The following is a 15,241-nucleotide window of genomic DNA, read 5'->3' as shown; positions in this document are numbered from 1 at the left end:
TTTTTAGGAGGACATGTATGCGCGGTATTCTAAGACCTCTGCAGCGTTCTGCGGAATTTGACAGCCTTGTGCAAGGAATAAAGAGGGGATTAAGCAAACAGTTGGTTTATGGCCTGTCCGGTTCTCAACGCAGCTATTTGCTGGCCGGTCTGACTGATCAGATAACACCTTTGCCCGTGTTGGTGATCACGCCGGGAGAACGGGAAACGAGTGTTCTGGCTGATGAGTTAGCCGGGCTTTTACCTGGGGTGTCCGTAAGACAGTTTCCGGTATGGGAACTAATTCCTCATAATGTGCTGGCGCAGAGCAAGGAAATTACGGCGCAGCGCTTGCAGGTGCTGGAAGGGCTGTGCTCGGGTGAACGTATGGTGGTGGTCGCCCCTGTGGAAGCCCTGTTAAGGCGATTGATCCCTCCCGGTGCGTTCCGGGCGCCGGTTCTGCGCCTGGCGGTGGGAGAACGAACAAGTCTGGAAGGGCTTTTGTCCAACTTACTGATATTAGGTTATGAGCGGGTTGACCTGGTGGAGGAGCGAGGTCAGTTTACCCTGCGCGGCGGCATACTGGATGTCTTTCCAATGACCGCGCACAGGCCGGCGCGTCTGGAATTCTTTGATGACGAGGTTGATTCGATCCGTAGATTCAACGTGCAAACTCAACGTTCTGAAGAGAAGACAAATGAATTGGTAATATATCCCGCCAGGGAACTTATCATCGGCGATGAGCTGGTTTGGCAGAATGCCCGGCGCGCACTGACGCGTGAGTATAAGAACCAAGAGCGCAAGCTGAGCAGGACAGGTGACGCCGGGGCAGTCCAACAACTCAACGAATTAGCCGGAAAGGTGCTGGAGGCTGCCGGCAGCTATTTTAATGGAATTGAACACTATCTTTCCTTTTTTTATGATGAAACAGCAACACTTATGGATTACCTGCCGGCAGGCGCCCTGATTTTTGTCGACGACCCGGTGCGCGTCGCGGAAGTGGCGCAAATTGTTCAGCGGGAGCGTGCCGAGGCCAATAAGGAACTGCTGGCGAAAGGACGCATGCTGCCTTCGCAATTCATGAACAATGTTGACTGGAGTCGCATCGCGGATGCTCTTGCTTCCCGCGAGGTAGTCTACGGTTCCCTGCTGCCCCGCCTTACCCGTCTTATGGAACCTCAGAACACGGTGAACTTTCACGGCAAGGCATTGCCCAGCTTTTTAGGCAACGTGGAGATGTTGGCCGGCGAGATAAAAGAATGGCGTAGAGCAGGCTATGCCATAGTATTGCTGGTATCAGGCCGCCAACGATCGCAGCAGCTTCTAACGTCCTTAAAAGAATATCAAATTGACGCGTTTTATACTGGTTCGCTGGAAGGCCACGTGCGGCCCGGCAACGTGGTAATTACGGCCGGCAGCCTGGTAGAGGGGTTTGAACTGCCGATTTGCCGGCTGGTTGTGGTAACCGAGTCTAATATGTACGGCCAGCGCAAGAAGATCCACAAGGAAAAGAAACAGCTTGAGCGGCTGACTCCTTTTGTAGACTTGAAAGTTGGGGACTATGTCGTTCATGTTAATTATGGCATCGGCCGCTACCTGGGTGTTGTGCCCCTGACTATCGCGGATATCCGGAAAGAGTACCTGCTCGTCAAGTACGCCGGTGAGGATAAGCTGTACGTGCCGGTGGACCAGGTTGGACTCATTCAGAAATACCTGGGCAGCGAAGGTGAGGCGCCGCGCTTGTCCCGCCTGGGGGGCGGCGAATGGGCGCGGGCTAAAAGCAGAGTTAGAGAAGCGGTCAGGGAAATGGCCCAGGAACTCCTGGCGCTTTACGCGGCTAGGGAGACAGTGCATGGTCATGGTTTTGGGCCGGATACGGTTTGGCAGCGGGAATTTGAAGAATCGTTTCCTTATGAGGAAACACCCGACCAAATCCGCGCTATTGAAGAAGTTAAAGTCGATATGGAGCGCAACCGTCCGATGGACCGGCTGCTTTGCGGGGATGTGGGCTATGGCAAGACGGAAGTAGCGCTGCGGGCCGCTTTTAAAGCGGTCATGGAAGGCAAGCAGGTGGCCGTGCTGGTGCCCACCACTATTCTGGCCCAGCAGCATTACAACACCTTCCGGGAAAGGTTTGCGCGCTACCCGGTCAAGGTTGAGGTGCTCAGCCGCTTCAGGACCGTCCGGGAACAGCGCCGAGTATTGCAGGGATTAGAACAGGGCACTGTTGACATTGTCATCGGTACCCACCGGTTAGTGCAGGAAGATGTGCGCTTCAAGGACCTCGGCCTGTTGGTTATAGATGAGGAGCAGCGTTTTGGAGTAGCCCATAAAGAAAGATTAAAGTTTATCCGCAAGAATGTTGACGTGCTTACGTTGTCCGCCACGCCTATTCCACGCACACTGCATATGTCTCTAGTAGGGTTGAGAGATACCAGCCTTCTGGAAACCCCGCCGAAAGACCGCTACCCGATTCAGACTTATGTGCTGGATGAAGATCCGGTTTTATTCCGGGAAGCGATCCGGAGGGAGTTGGGGCGGGGCGGTCAGGTGTTTTTCGTATATAACCGGGTTTTGGACATGGAGCGGGTGGCGCTTATGCTGCAGGAACTTGTGCCGGAAGCCAGGATTGCCATGGCCCACGGGCAGATGAAAGAAGATGACTTGGAGCAGGTTATGATGGATTTTCTGGACGGCAAGTATGATGTGCTGGTTTGCACCACTATTATTGAAAACGGTCTGGATATTTCCAACGTTAACACGCTTCTGGTCAAGGAAGCGGATACCATGGGCCTGGCCCAGCTATATCAGCTCAAAGGCAGAGTCGGCCGTTCCAACAGGCTGGCTTACGCCTATTTTACCTTCAGAAAAGAGAAAGTATTAGGCGAATCAGCGGAAAAGCGCCTGGCCGCCATCCGGGAATTTACAGAACTGGGCTCGGGGTTTAAAATTGCCATGCGTGACCTGGAAATCAGGGGGGCGGGTAATATTCTGGGGGCCGAGCAGCACGGACATATCGCGGCGGTAGGGTTTGACCTGTACTGCCGCTTGCTGGAGGAGGCCGTAAAAGAAGCCAGGGGCGAGAAAGTAACCCAGGCGCCGGAAACCACCATTGAACTGCCCGTTGAGGCGTACATTCCGGACACGTATATACCGGAAACCGGCCAGAAGGTAGAGATTTATAAAAGAATCGCCGCTTTAGCCGCCACAGCCGATTTGTCCGACTTTGAGGATGAACTGGTGGACCGCTTCGGTGACCCGCCGGCGGTGGTGCAGAACCTGCTGGCGGTAGCCAAGGTGAGAATACTGGCCGGGCGGTTGAAGGTAAAAAAAATCAGTTTGCAGCCGGGGCAGTACCGCCTGCTGTTCGGCCGGGATCATCCCCTGACCGGCGAAGCTTTAGTGGCCGCCGGCCGGCATTACTTGAACGAGGTTAAGTTCAACAACGCCGGCGAAGAATTTGAAATTAAACTGAAGTTGGCCGGCGGCGGTTTTGGTGACAATCAAGTCCTGCTTAAACGGCTGGAGGATTTTTTAGTCGTTTTAGGTGGTTGCAGCAACGAGTTTAACGATTTTACTGAGAGATCGCCGGAGGTTGCCACGGGAACGCGTAGTAATGTATAATTTCATTATCTGAGAGGAGATGGGGTATTGCATAGAAAAATTTTGCCGCTGACGCTGGCTGTGCTGATGATCTTTGCCTTGGCCGGCTGCGGCCAGGATGTGGTGGCGACAGTTAACGGTGAAAAAATCACCGGCGCTGAATTGTCCCAGCGAGTTGACGAAGCTAAGGCCAGTATGGAAAAGCAAGGGGTTGATTTCAGCGGGGACAAGGGTCAGACTTTGACGGAATCTCTCCGGAAGCAAACCCTTGACGAGATGATTAATAACAAACTGTTTCTGCAGGAAGCCAGAAAATCCGGCAAGCTGACGAAAGAACAAGTTCAGGATAAAATAAACATATTTAAATTGCAGTTCACAAGCACAGAAGAATATAATCAGTTTCTGGCGCAAATAAAGATGAGCGAAGAAGACATAGCGTATATTTTAAACATGCAGGATCAGGTGGCCAAAGACATACCGCCTGTATCCGAAGATGACGTGAAGAAGTACTATGACGAAAACAAAGAGCAGTTCACTCACCCTGAACAGCTGCAGGTCCGCCACATTCTATTCTTTGTTGACGACGGGAGCAAAGGCTATCCGGTTCAGCATACTGACGCCGAGGCCAGACAAATGGCTGAAGACGTAATTACCCAGTTGAAGCAAGGCAAAGACTTCGCCGCCTTGGCCGCGGAGAAATCGGAAGACAGCGGTTCCAAAAATAACGGCGGGTTGTACACTTTTAGCGCGGGTGATGCTGTCCAGGAGTTCGCCGATGCCGCGTCTGCTCTCAGTCCGGGACAATTCACCCAAACCCCGGTCAAGACTGAATACGGCTATCATGTTATAAAAATGGAGAAGAAAATAGCCGCGGGTCAGTATCCCTTTGAGGAGATAGAACAACGTCTCACCGAACAATTGAACCAACAGGCGGTTAGTGACAAGTTCAGCAGCATGATGCAGGAAGCAAAAAACAACGCCAAGATTACTAACAAGCTCACCGCTAAAGAAGGGGATACATCAAAACAGTAAAAACAAACAAAAGTTGAAAATAATCGTTGGCTATTGGAAAAAAATGAATAAACGCCTCCTTTCCGATATATACTATCATTGAAAGTTATTTCGTGAACATTTGCCGACAAAGGAGGGAAGGGAAGCTTATGAAAGCTACGGGCATAGTACGCCGTATCGATGATTTGGGAAGAGTCGTAATTCCTAAAGAAATAAGAAGAACGCTGAGAATCCGTGAAGGCGATCCTCTTGAAATTTTTGTTGACCGGGAAGGTGAGGTAATCCTAAAAAAATATTCACCAATAGGTGAATTGGGGGATTTTGCCAAAGAATATGCCGATTCATTATACGAAGCTTTGGGACATATCGCTTGTATCGCAGACCGGGACAATATAATCGCTGTTTCCGGCGCTTCTAAAAAAGAATTTTTAAACAAACCAATCGGAACCGCTGTTGAAAAGGTAATGGATGAGCGCAAAGCTATAATCATCAATAACCCGGGAGAAGATCCGTTTTGCAAAGACTGCCTGACCATAGAAGAAGGTGAGTGCAGGTATTCTTCCGAAGTTATCGCTCCGATTATTGCTGAAGGTGACCCAATCGGGGCGGTTATCTTGGCCACAAAGGAACCAGATTTGAAAATGGGTGAAATGGAGTTGAAACTGGCTGAAACCGCCGCGGGTTTCCTGGCCAAACAAATGGAGCAGTAACCAATGTGGCCTTACAAGGCCACTTTTTTGTTGTTATGAGGCCGAACATGAGCCGCGTTGTATGCCCAAAGGTCGCCAAAATTCTTGAGAGTCAGCGAAAGGAGTACCGTTAAATATGCCTCTGCAAGCCGGCATAACCATCACGGGGCTGGGTCCCGGGGCGCCGGGTCATATCACCGTGAGCGCCTGGGATGCTTTGAAAGCCTCCACCTGTACCTTCCTGCGGACTAGTAGACATCCCGTAGTCAGTTGGCTCGTTAAAGAAGGGATTTCGTTTTCCACTTTTGATTATCTGTACGAACAGTCACCCGGCTTTGAGGAGGTCTACGCGGGGATTTGTCAGGCTGTAATCGCGGCGGCGCGCCGCGAACCCGTACTATATGCTGTTCCGGGCCACCCGCTGGTGGCTGAGGAGTCGGTTCGCCTGATTGTGGAGGCTGCGGAGCGGGATGATATTAATATTTGCATCCAGCCGGCGTTAAGTTTTCTTGACGCTGTTATAACCGCGCTCAGGCTGAACCCCGGCGCTGGTTTCCAGGTAGTCGACGGGCTGCGCATCGATAATAATATGCCGCTGCCGGCCAGGCCGGCAGTAGTCACACAGGTGTACAGCCGGCTGGTGGCGGCCGACGTTAAAGTGTCGCTTCTGGAATATTACCCGCCCGGCCACTTGATCACGGTAGTGAGAGGGGCCGGCATACCGGGTGAGGAAAGAATAGAAAATATCCCCTTGTCGGAGTTGGACAGGCTGGACTGGGTGGATCATTTGACAAGCCTGTATATACCGGAGGTCGGAAGTCAGAGGTCGGAGGCCGGAGATCAAGGAAAGAATGAAACAGGTACGGATGATAGAGAGGGGCTGTATGGACAAGCAGTCGGGGATGGGGAAGAAACTGGACAAAACGGAGGCGTGGAGGTTATCCGGGTTAATGAGAAAACAAATACCGGTTCAAATAACGGGCGCCGGACCTTGAACGTCAGCCGGCGTTCGTGCCGCTTCCCTTTGGACCCGCTGGTCAACCTGCTGGCGAGGCTGCGCGGAAAAGGAGGTTGTCCGTGGGACCTGGAGCAGGATCACCTGACATTGAGACCGTATCTCCTTGAGGAGACGTATGAAGTCTTGGAAGCCCTGAATGAAGAAGATATGTATAAATTATGTGAAGAACTGGGAGACTTATTACTACAAATAGTATTTCACGCGCAAATTGCCTCGGAAAACCGGTTATTTGACATGAACGACGTTGTCAACGGCATTAGTGAAAAAATTACCCGCCGGCACCCGCATGTTTTTGGCACGGCAACCGCCAGGAACAGTTATGAAGTTTCGCTTAACTGGGAAAAAATAAAAGCCGGGGAGAAGGGAAGAAGCAAGCCTGCAAGCCTGCTTGCCGGTGTTTCAATGGCTTTGCCGGCGTTAATGCGGGCGGTTAAACTGCAGAAGAAAGCTGCCAGTGTCGGGTTTGACTGGCCGGATTACCGGGGCGCTATGGAAAAATACCATGAGGAGTTGGACGAACTTAAACACGCCATTTCAACCGGGGATAAAAAACAAGTTGAAAAGGAGATGGGCGACCTGCTGTTTTCAGTGGTTAACTTGGCCAGGCTGCTTGATGTGGAACCCGAATCGGCTTTGGCGTCAACCTCTGAAAAATTTGTCAAAAGATTTTGCTATATTGAGAATAAAGCGCGGTGTACCGGTAAAGAGCTGCAAAAATGTTCACTTTCCGAACTGGACGCTTGGTGGGAGGAGGCAAAAAAACAAGAAATAAAGTAAAAAACTATTAAAAAACCTAGGAAACATTTTCTTAGCGGAAGGAACTACGAGGATTTTAGCGAATAAGTTATAAATTAATATCTCTATTTTATATAGGAGGGTTCAAATGAATAAGGCTGAGTTGATTTCAAACGTTGCCGAAAAAACGGAATTAACCAAAAAAGACTCGGAAAAAGCCGTAGGTGCGGTGCTTGGCGCAATTGAAGAGGCGCTGTCAAGGGGCGACAAGGTCCAACTGGTGGGTTTCGGTACCTTTGAAATTAGGGACAGAGCTGCCCGTAAAGGAAGAAATCCACAGACCGGTGAAGAAATTAACATTGAAGCTGCCCGTGTACCTGTGTTTAAGGCAGGGAAAGCTCTTCGCGACGCTGTGGGCAAGTAAGACTGTCAATGAAAATCGATAGTCAGGCTGGTATGTCTGATTTTAAAGGCGATTACGTTTGATTTTAGATGAACATGCTTTGTTCCACATTAGCCTGGCGCCTGATATTGCGTAAAAGGTGGTAAGTATGCTTGCGTCTTGATAAGTTCCTTAAAGTTTCCCGGGTGATCAAACGGCGCACCCTGGCTAAAGAGGTTTGCGACCGGGGCCAGGTTGCGGTTAATGGTCGTGCGGCCAAAGCCGGAGCGGAAGTCAAACCAGGTGACACTGTAATGATTGGTTTTGGAAACAGGAACCTTAAACTAAAAATATTATCGATTCGGGAAAATGTACCGGCTAAAATGGCGGCGGAATTATACGAGATTCTGGAAGATTCCAGGCCGGTAAGAAATGACGGCGAGCTTTCGTAACAAGTAATCTGTTTGTCGCGGGCCGGGCAAATGACGAGAGGGACGGTAACTATTATCGCCCCTTTTTTATTAATAACATCAAAAGAAGTTCTCAACGTCAATTTTAAACCCAGTGACTACTTTTGAATCGACCGAGCCTTTTTTTTCTGCTTTATGTCTCAATATAAACTTGCCTTCTTGGACTGCGTAGATTTCCACACTGCAGTCTTCCGGATCAACAATCCAATATTCCTTGACGCCATGATTTTCGTATATTTTGAACTTTTTCTTAAGGTCGTAGTAACCAGTGCCGGGGGAGAGGATCTCAATCACCAGGTCGGGCGAACCTTTGATTTTTTCTTTCTCGATAATTGAAAGTCTCTCTTTAGCAATAAAGATAATATCGGGTTGATAAGTCTCAGTATTTTCAAAGTAGACATCGATTGGGGCAAAAAGAACCAGACCCAAGTCTTTTTCCATAACATAGCCGGCCATTTTAGTACCTAGTTTCATGGAAATAATCTGGTGATAGGTTGTAGGTGCAGGTGTCAATACCAAATTCCCTCCAATCAACTGGTAAGGAGCCCCTTCCGGCAGCCTGGAGTAATCCTCGTAGGTGTAGATCCTATCGCTCGTTATGGCTGCTTGTATTGCCTTTATTTCCTGGAGCGGTAGACTCATTCATAGCACCCCCCTGATTGTTTGAATCTGACTGCCTTTTGTTCCTTTTATATAATGTTTTATGGTTTGATGCAAACTCTCGGTCAATATGATATTAGTGAATCATGTCAATATTATACCAAAATAATCAATAAAGAAAACTTCAGGTCAGGCATTAAGATGATAAATCAGTTAAGCCCCAAGTGCTAAGCCGGCTGACGATGTGGCCGGTAGACGGCTTAATTATTAATCGCGAAACGTTGTAGGGCTTGAAAAATTGCTTCAGCGCCAAAAGTTACCGCTTCAACCGGGACCCGCTCGTCGGCGGCGTGGATCAACTTGGAAACTTCAATTTCCGGAGGCAGGTTCATCGGCATGAACCCATAGGTTTGAATACCTAGTCGCGAAAAAAAGTGACCGTCCGTGCAGCCGCTCAGCAAAAGCGGCACGGGATAACCGTCCGGGTCAGCCTCGCGCAGAATTTCTGCCAGGGTGTCAAACAAAGCCATGTCCGGTTCGCCTGGGTCGGCGCCACGCTGAATAAACTCAAATGCAAACTGGCCGCCCGTAATCTCACGGAGTTCACTAATCATATCTTCCGGCGTGCAGCCGGGCAGGAGGCGGCCGTCCAGTTGAAGCGTGATTTCGCTTGGAATCACGTTAATTTTGTGGCCGCCATGCACAATCGTGGCATTGACCGTGTTGTGCAGCAGTGGATCAAGGAACTGCCAGCTCTCATCAAGTTGGTCAAGTGTTTTGTCAGTCAGGGCCGGATTAAGGAGCCGGCGAATGACCGAGGAGGTAGAATCGGGTAAAACGGGTACCATTGTGTCTAGCATCAGGCGCACTACCGGTGTGATATGCACCGGCAGGCGGCGCTGTTCAATCTGTTGCAGCAATTGGGCAAGCTTAGCCATAGCGCCGCCGCGCCGGGGGATGGAGCCGTGACCGCCTGGTCCCCGCACCGTCACCTTCATCCAGCACAATTTTTTTTCAGCGACCATGATCATATAGAATTTTTTCCCGCCGAGACGCAGCGTATAACCACCGAGTTCCCCAATGGCGTAGCGGATGCCTTTAAAAAGGCCCGCGTGGTTGTTTACCAGGTATTTGGCGCCGTAATCACCGCCGCTCTCCTCGTCGCTTAAAACAGCCAGCACAATATCGCCGGGCAAAGCCGGGTTTTCGGCTTTGGCGCGCAGGCAAGCGGCCAGCATCATGGCCAGACCGCCTTTCATGTCCAGCGCTCCCCGGCCCCAAACGCAGCTTTCCGCTATCTTTCCTTCAAAAGGCGGGTAGCGCCAGGTCTGGTTTTCCGCGGTGACGACATCCACATGCCCGTAGAGCAGGAGCGGCGGGGCCTTGCCCTGTCCCGTTAGGCGAGTGATCAAGTTGGGGCGGCCGGGATCGCGGGCAAGGATAGCTGTTTCAAGACCGGCTTCGGTCAGCAGGTTGTTAATATAGGTAATACACGCCGCCTCGTCGCCTGGCGGGTTGGTTGTGTTAAAACGGATCAGTCTTTGCAGCAACTCCACCGGTCGCTGGTAGATCAGGATCTGCTCGCTGATTGGCGGCATATATGTAAGTACCCCCTCCGTTAGAACAACGGCTGGTCAATTCGATAAACGACTCCTTGAAACACGGCTATATGGTTTCCATCCGCGTCATCAATAGTGATACTGTACAAGCCCGTTCTCCTGGTCTTGTTTTTTTCCACGCCGGTGGCCACCAGCGTACTGCCGGGCGGTACGGCCTTCAAATAGGTTATGTCGGCGTGCAAAGCAACTGCGACGGTACCGTGTGAATTGCTGGCGGCGCTGAAAGCGATGTCGGCTAAAGAAAAAATGACACCGCCGTGCATTGAGCCATTGAAGTTCAACATGTCATCTCGGACTTGCATGCTTAGCTTTACGTAGCCTTCCCCGAGTTCGTCAAATCTAACCCCAAGCATCCTGGCAAAAGGATCCGTGGAGATCTTCTTTTTTATTTTTTCCATGTCGGGCATTAACGCACCTTCCCTCTCTATATATTGCTATTTTATAGTATATAGTTTTTGTTTGCCATAAGGAAAAGCGGCATTTACTGAATACTTATTAATGTAGTCTTAATTCAAGATTGAATAATTGTCAAATGCCGGAAAGGCGGAATATTATGAGATAGACGTAGCTGTGTAACTCGAAGGAGGTTATTCAACAACGGGCTGCAGTATATCAGACCTTTCCGCCGATGAAAAGTTATTGTTCGATTTGGTTAATCAGGAACGGGAAAAGGCGGGTTTGCCGGCGTTTACTTTGGATATGCGCCTGGTAGACCTGGCCCGCAAGAAAAGTGAGGATATGTTAAAAAATAATTATTTCAATCACAGGTCCCCCGTTTACGGTTTCCCGCTGGACATGGTGCGAAAAGCCGGCATTACGGCCAGGGCGATGGGTGCGGAGAATATTGCCATGGCAGCGACTACCCGGCGGGCGCACGAACTGATAATGGACAGCTGCGGTCACCGGCCAAATATACTTAACACCCTGCATGACAGCATCGGAATTGGTATATGCAAAACACGTTATGGGGTTGTTGTAACGCAGTTGTTCATAGGGATGTCTTACTGAAAGGCAATCACCGAAACCGAATTAAGGGATAACATAAACCATAACGGACAAGCTAACCAGGGGACTTTCAAGACCGGCTTAGTCCTCGATGCGAGCCCTGCTCTTAGGAGCGGGGTATCGAAACTGGCAACGAATCTTGGTATAACTCAGGACCAGGTAACGACAGCCCTGGACACCACTAAAAAACAAATGCTCGACGAAGCAGTTCAACAAGGTAAAATCACTCAAGCGCAAGCCGACAAGATTGCCGCCGGTAAAGATTTTGGCTTGGGTAGGCTCGGCTTCCTGAACGGTAAGAAAGGTCTTGAAGGGAAAGGCCGCAACCTTGACGGCATGGCGAGTGCGCTGGGCATTACTACAGAGCAGCTTAAAACCGAAATGCAAGCAGGTAAAAAAATTCAGGATATTGTTACCGGGCAAGGCATGACCATGGATCAATTCTATCAAAAGATGCTCGAATTAAAGAAAGCCGAGATTTCCCAGGCGGTGACAGATGGCAAAATGACCCAGGAGCAAGCTGATAAAATGCTGCAAAGGATGGAGCAGAGTCCTAAAGGACAAGGTTTTGAGATGCGCGGTCATGAGTAAAAATACCTTCTTTACATCATTTTGCTTCCAGCCTCCCCTCGGGGAGGTTTTCTATGTGCGCGTCAAATCTTTTTACAACAAATAAAACTTCGCTGGCTTCAGACGCGTCACCTTCTTCAAAGGGGATTATTGCCTCATCCACCCAGAACAAACCATGTTCCACAGTGACATGATTTGCGCGGGTCCAGTCAAGGAAGTCATTTGCCGTAAACAGGTGTATGTTCGGAGTATCATACCATTGGTAGGGCAGGGTTGATGTCACCGGCATCCGGCCGGTTGTAACAAGCGAGTCAACGACCTGCCGGTATCCGAAATTAGGGAAGCTGACGATGCCCGAACCGCCCACCCGAAGCATTTCGTCAAGGACGAAAAGAGGTTTTTTTACCGCCTGAAGAGTTTTTTCCAAGATAACAAAATCAAAAGAACTGTCAGGCAACCCGGTTAGCCCTTCGTCGAGATCCATATGCAGGACCGGCACTCCTTTAGTTATGGTTTTTGCCACTTGATCAATATCTTTTTCTATCCCTAAACCATGCACATTTTTGCTTTCGATTAGTTTTATCAGAAGTTCACCGTTTCCGCAGCCCAGGTCGAGTACGGAAGAACCTTCATTGACAAGACCGCATATGACGTCATGATCAAAGCGGCTCCTTCTTTTTCTTGTCACTCAACACCCCTCACTTTCAAGAAACCACGGACCAGTTGGGATAACTTCTCGACCTCCAGAAGGAAAGCGTCATGGCCATACGATGACTGAATATTAGCGTAGCTGACGTGTTTTCTGCAACGGCTCAAGGCTATCGCCAGCTCTTTCATTTGTTCCGGCGGGTAGAGCCAGTCGGAAGAAAATGAGACTAACAGCACCCTGCTCTCAATCCTGCGGCACGCTTGATCAATGTCTCCATCACCCCAGCTTGAAGCGTCATAGTAATCCATCGCGCGTGTTATGTACAAGTAGCTGTTGGCGTCAAACCGGTCTACAAAGCTGTTGCCCTGATGTTGAAGGTACCCCTCGACTTCGAAATCCACACCAAGATGAAATCCCGGTCCGTCCCCGTTGCGATATTTGCGCCCGAATTTCCTGCTCATGGAAATTTCCGAAAGGTAGGTTATATGGGCCAGCATCCGGGCGGCCGCAAGTCCCCGGTCGGGCGCCGCGTCATGATAATAGTTGCCTTCTTGAAAATTGGGATCGGTTGTAACGGCGTGCCGGGCCACGGCGTTAAATGCCAGCCCCTGAGCGCTCAAGCGGGTTGACGAGGCAATGACGATGGCCGACTCTACGCGGCCGGGATAAGCCAGTGCCCACTCCAGGGCTTGCTGTCCGCCCAGGGAACCACCCGCCACGGCGCGCAAACGTTTAATGCCGAGATGACTGATTAACCTTTCCTGAAGTCTGACCCAATCTCCCACTGTGACAACCGGAAATGCGAGGCCGTACGGCTGACCGGTTTCCGGGTTGGCGCTGGACGGCCCTGTTGTTCCATAACAACTTCCCAGGATATTGGAACATATAACAAAGTATTTGTTAGTGTCGAAGGATTTCCCGGGCCCGATCATGCGGTCCCACCAGCCGGGGCGATTCTTTTGCCACGGGCGGTTCAATTCATCCGCCTTGGCGCTTCTACCGGCCGCGTGGGCATCGCCCGAAAGGGCGTGAAGGATAAGTATGGCATTGTTGCGCGCTTCATTAAGTTTGCCGTAAGTCTCGTATTCCACCTCAACAGGGGTTATTTCTTCCCCGCAATCAAGGGGGAGCGGGTTGTTCACATCTGCAAGCCGCGCCCTGTGCGGGACTGTCCAGCCAACAGTATCCGCCGGTAACGGGTTCGATGCCTGAACATTTAACTCTTCTTTAATAGGATTGACCATATATATAACCTCCTTGAGGCTCCTAAGAAATTAAAGACCCTCTTCATGAAGAAAAGGGTCTTTGAGACAGCCTCTTCTTCTCATCTTTCCGGTGCTTCCGGCGGAAATTGGCACCATCTCAAACCAAAAGGCTTGAAGGTTGCCGAAGGTTCCTCGGGTCCTGCCCTCCCCTTCTCTTGATAAGAAGATTAAGTGTATAATATATATAAACTTAATTTAAATAATATGATAATATTATTTTTTTGTCAACTGATGATATAAAACATGCTATTTAAGGCCTTCTTGATCTGATTGACAATATACTAGCGTTGTGCTAGTATAATTTTAAAAGTATAGTGGTTAACTATGAAATGAGGTAATATTATGGGGGATACAATTATGCGAAGAGTTTATTTTGACCATAGTGCTACTACACCTGTCCACCCTCTGGTGGCGGAGGAAGTATACCGTTTCATGACTGAACATAATTATGGCAACCCTTCCAGCCTGCACTATTTCGGACAAATCGCCCGCAAAGCCTTGGATGAATCACGCGAAAAAGTGGCCAAGGCCATTGGCGCGAAATCAGAAGAAATTATATTTACAAGCGGCGGCACAGAATCGGATAATATGGCGATCCATGGAGCGGCTTTAACTAATATCAAGAGGGGAAACCACGTAATAACCAGTGCGGTGGAACATCACGCGGCGCTTAACGCTGTAAAGGCGTTGGCCAAACAGGGTTTTAGCGTCACGGTGCTTCCCGTGGATCAATACGGGATGGTAAATGTTGATGATGTGGAAAAAGCCATAACAGATAAAACAATTTTAATCAGTATCATGCATGCCAATAACGAAGTCGGCACGATCATGCCAATTGCCGAGATTGGTAAAGTAGTGAAGGATCGCGGTATAATTTTTCATGTCGACGCGGTCCAGAGTCTTGGGAAAATCCCGGTGAATGTGGATGATCTGGGGATTGACTTGTTGACTGTCTCAGGACATAAAATATACGGTCCCAAAGGTATCGGCGCGCTTTATGTCCGCAAGGGAACACGATGGAGGCCGACGCTTTTCCATGGGGGCGCGCAGGAACGCCTGCGCCGGGCAGGTACTGAAAACGTGCCTGGTATTGTGGGTCTGGGCAAGGCGGCCGAACTGGCTATGGAAAATATGGAAGCTGAAAATAAACGGTTGTTGACTTTACGCGATAAATTAATCGGAGAGGTGACAAAACGGTTCAGTCATGTTAGATTAACCGGTCACCCCACCATTCGCCTGCCAAACCATGCCAGTTTTGTTTTTGAATATATCGAAGGCGAGTCGGTGCTGTTGAGCCTGGATATGAAAGGTATCGCGGCTTCTACCGGATCGGCTTGCGCCTCAGGTTCCTTGGAACCTTCACACGTGCTTTTGTCAATGGGCATTCCGCACGAGATTGCCCACGGTTCTATCCGTTTAACCCTGGGCGCGGGTAATACCGAAGAAGACGTGGATTACTTCCTGGAGGCCATGGGGCCTATTGTTGAAAGATTTCGGTCCATGTCACCTTTAAGCGAGGAAATTGACTATAACAAAAATATTAAAGATCCCGGAAATTTACAGAGTTATTGCTGATAAGGTAAAAAAATTAGATGATACCCGGTTATACTAAGCAATTGCTAAAGCAAGATGAATCCAGGGGTTCCA

The 15,241-nt window shown here is 49.7% G+C and carries 14 protein-coding genes and 1 riboswitch; of the genes, 9 read left to right on the top strand and 5 right to left on the bottom strand.

Annotated features, from left to right (window positions below; translation table 11 throughout):
* The first annotated feature begins 17 nt into the window (after positions 1-17).
* From mfd to L7E55_RS04935, 6 genes are all read left to right on the top strand, one after another.
* Positions 18-3,602 (top strand): transcription-repair coupling factor, encoded by a 3,585-nt coding sequence (gene mfd, locus L7E55_RS04960; protein ID WP_277442952.1) that lies wholly within the window; start codon positions 18-20, stop codon positions 3,600-3,602.
* Positions 3,603-3,629: 27 nt separating this feature from the next.
* Complete coding sequence (locus L7E55_RS04955) at positions 3,630-4,613, top strand: peptidylprolyl isomerase (protein WP_277442951.1); 984 nt, start codon at positions 3,630-3,632, stop codon at positions 4,611-4,613.
* A gap of 128 nt (positions 4,614-4,741) precedes the next feature.
* Positions 4,742-5,302 (top strand): stage V sporulation protein T, encoded by a 561-nt coding sequence (gene spoVT, locus L7E55_RS04950; RefSeq protein ID WP_277442950.1) that lies wholly within the window; start codon positions 4,742-4,744, stop codon positions 5,300-5,302.
* A 115-nt stretch (positions 5,303-5,417) separates the two neighbouring features.
* Positions 5,418-7,076 carry a nucleoside triphosphate pyrophosphohydrolase gene (gene mazG, locus L7E55_RS04945; protein WP_277442949.1) on the top strand — a complete coding sequence of 553 codons (1,659 nt, stop codon included), beginning with the start codon at positions 5,418-5,420 and terminating at the stop codon, positions 7,074-7,076.
* A gap of 106 nt (positions 7,077-7,182) precedes the next feature.
* On the top strand, positions 7,183-7,458 hold the full coding sequence (locus tag L7E55_RS04940; RefSeq protein WP_277442948.1) for an HU family DNA-binding protein: 276 nt from the start codon (positions 7,183-7,185) through the stop codon (positions 7,456-7,458).
* A 131-nt stretch (positions 7,459-7,589) separates the two neighbouring features.
* Complete coding sequence (locus L7E55_RS04935; RefSeq protein WP_277442947.1) at positions 7,590-7,868, top strand: RNA-binding S4 domain-containing protein; 279 nt, start codon at positions 7,590-7,592, stop codon at positions 7,866-7,868.
* A 78-nt stretch (positions 7,869-7,946) separates the two neighbouring features.
* Here the strand turns inward: L7E55_RS04935 and L7E55_RS04930 are convergent, their stop codons facing one another.
* The 3 genes from L7E55_RS04930 to L7E55_RS04920 all read right to left on the bottom strand — a co-directional run bounded on the left by L7E55_RS04930 (position 7,947) and on the right by L7E55_RS04920 (position 10,512).
* The gene (locus L7E55_RS04930) at positions 7,947-8,528 is read right to left on the bottom strand and encodes a Uma2 family endonuclease (RefSeq protein WP_277442946.1); all 582 of its coding nucleotides are present in this window, start codon (positions 8,526-8,528) and stop codon (positions 7,947-7,949) included.
* Between the two features lie 218 nt (positions 8,529-8,746).
* Positions 8,747-10,084 (bottom strand): M20/M25/M40 family metallo-hydrolase, encoded by a 1,338-nt coding sequence (locus L7E55_RS04925; protein ID WP_277442945.1) that lies wholly within the window; start codon positions 10,082-10,084, stop codon positions 8,747-8,749.
* Positions 10,085-10,104: 20 nt separating this feature from the next.
* Complete coding sequence (locus tag L7E55_RS04920) at positions 10,105-10,512, bottom strand: PaaI family thioesterase (protein ID WP_277442944.1); 408 nt, start codon at positions 10,510-10,512, stop codon at positions 10,105-10,107.
* Positions 10,513-10,744: 232 nt separating this feature from the next.
* Between L7E55_RS04920 and L7E55_RS04915 the strand changes: the two genes are divergently transcribed.
* Positions 10,745-11,113 carry a CAP domain-containing protein gene (locus L7E55_RS04915; protein WP_277442943.1) on the top strand — a complete coding sequence of 123 codons (369 nt, stop codon included), beginning with the start codon at positions 10,745-10,747 and terminating at the stop codon, positions 11,111-11,113.
* A 189-nt stretch (positions 11,114-11,302) separates the two neighbouring features.
* Positions 11,303-11,701, top strand: coding sequence for a DUF2680 domain-containing protein (locus L7E55_RS04910; protein ID WP_277442942.1), 399 nt, complete (start codon positions 11,303-11,305; stop codon positions 11,699-11,701).
* A gap of 16 nt (positions 11,702-11,717) precedes the next feature.
* Here the strand turns inward: L7E55_RS04910 and metW are convergent, their stop codons facing one another.
* Together metW and metX are read right to left on the bottom strand one after the other, a co-directional pair.
* Entirely contained in the window at positions 11,718-12,368 is a 651-nt protein-coding gene (gene metW / locus L7E55_RS04905) for a methionine biosynthesis protein MetW (protein ID WP_277442941.1), read from the bottom strand.
* On the bottom strand, positions 12,365-13,573 hold the full coding sequence (metX, locus tag L7E55_RS04900) for a homoserine O-acetyltransferase MetX (RefSeq protein ID WP_277442940.1): 1,209 nt from the start codon (positions 13,571-13,573) through the stop codon (positions 12,365-12,367). The genes metW and metX overlap by 4 nt, the downstream gene beginning before the upstream one ends.
* 77 nt (positions 13,574-13,650) lie before the next feature.
* A riboswitch (SAM riboswitch) is annotated at positions 13,651-13,759 on the bottom strand.
* 192 nt (positions 13,760-13,951) lie between these two features.
* Between metX and nifS the strand changes: the two genes are divergently transcribed.
* Positions 13,952-15,169, top strand: coding sequence for a cysteine desulfurase NifS (gene nifS, locus L7E55_RS04895; protein ID WP_277442939.1), 1,218 nt, complete (start codon positions 13,952-13,954; stop codon positions 15,167-15,169).
* Positions 15,170-15,241 lie beyond the last annotated feature (72 nt).

Origin of the sequence: Pelotomaculum isophthalicicum JI (assembly GCF_029478095.1) — a bacterium.
GTDB classification, from domain to species: Bacteria; Bacillota; Desulfotomaculia; order Desulfotomaculales; family Pelotomaculaceae; genus Pelotomaculum_D; species Pelotomaculum_D isophthalicicum.
Note: the sequence above shows the minus strand (reverse complement) of the source record. Positions and strands in the feature narration are given on the sequence as shown.

Bases quoted from the DNA above. Each gene is read 5' to 3' on its own strand.
- mfd (WP_277442952.1), top strand. From the start codon at position 18: ATGCGCGGTATTCTAAGACCTCTGCAGCGTTCTGCGGAATTTGACAGC.
- spoVT (WP_277442950.1), top strand. From the start codon at position 4,742: ATGAAAGCTACGGGCATAGTACGCCGTATCGATGATTTGGGAAGAGTC.
- mazG (WP_277442949.1), top strand. From the start codon at position 5,418: ATGCCTCTGCAAGCCGGCATAACCATCACGGGGCTGGGTCCCGGGGCG.
- L7E55_RS04940 (WP_277442948.1), top strand. From the start codon at position 7,183: ATGAATAAGGCTGAGTTGATTTCAAACGTTGCCGAAAAAACGGAATTA.
- L7E55_RS04930 (WP_277442946.1), bottom strand. From the start codon at position 8,528: ATGAGTCTACCGCTCCAGGAAATAAAGGCAATACAAGCAGCCATAACG.
- L7E55_RS04925 (WP_277442945.1), bottom strand. From the start codon at position 10,084: ATGCCGCCAATCAGCGAGCAGATCCTGATCTACCAGCGACCGGTGGAG.
- L7E55_RS04920 (WP_277442944.1), bottom strand. From the start codon at position 10,512: ATGCCCGACATGGAAAAAATAAAAAAGAAGATCTCCACGGATCCTTTT.
- L7E55_RS04910 (WP_277442942.1), top strand. From the start codon at position 11,303: ATGCTCGACGAAGCAGTTCAACAAGGTAAAATCACTCAAGCGCAAGCC.
- metX (WP_277442940.1), bottom strand. From the start codon at position 13,573: ATGGTCAATCCTATTAAAGAAGAGTTAAATGTTCAGGCATCGAACCCG.
- nifS (WP_277442939.1), top strand. From the start codon at position 13,952: ATGCGAAGAGTTTATTTTGACCATAGTGCTACTACACCTGTCCACCCT.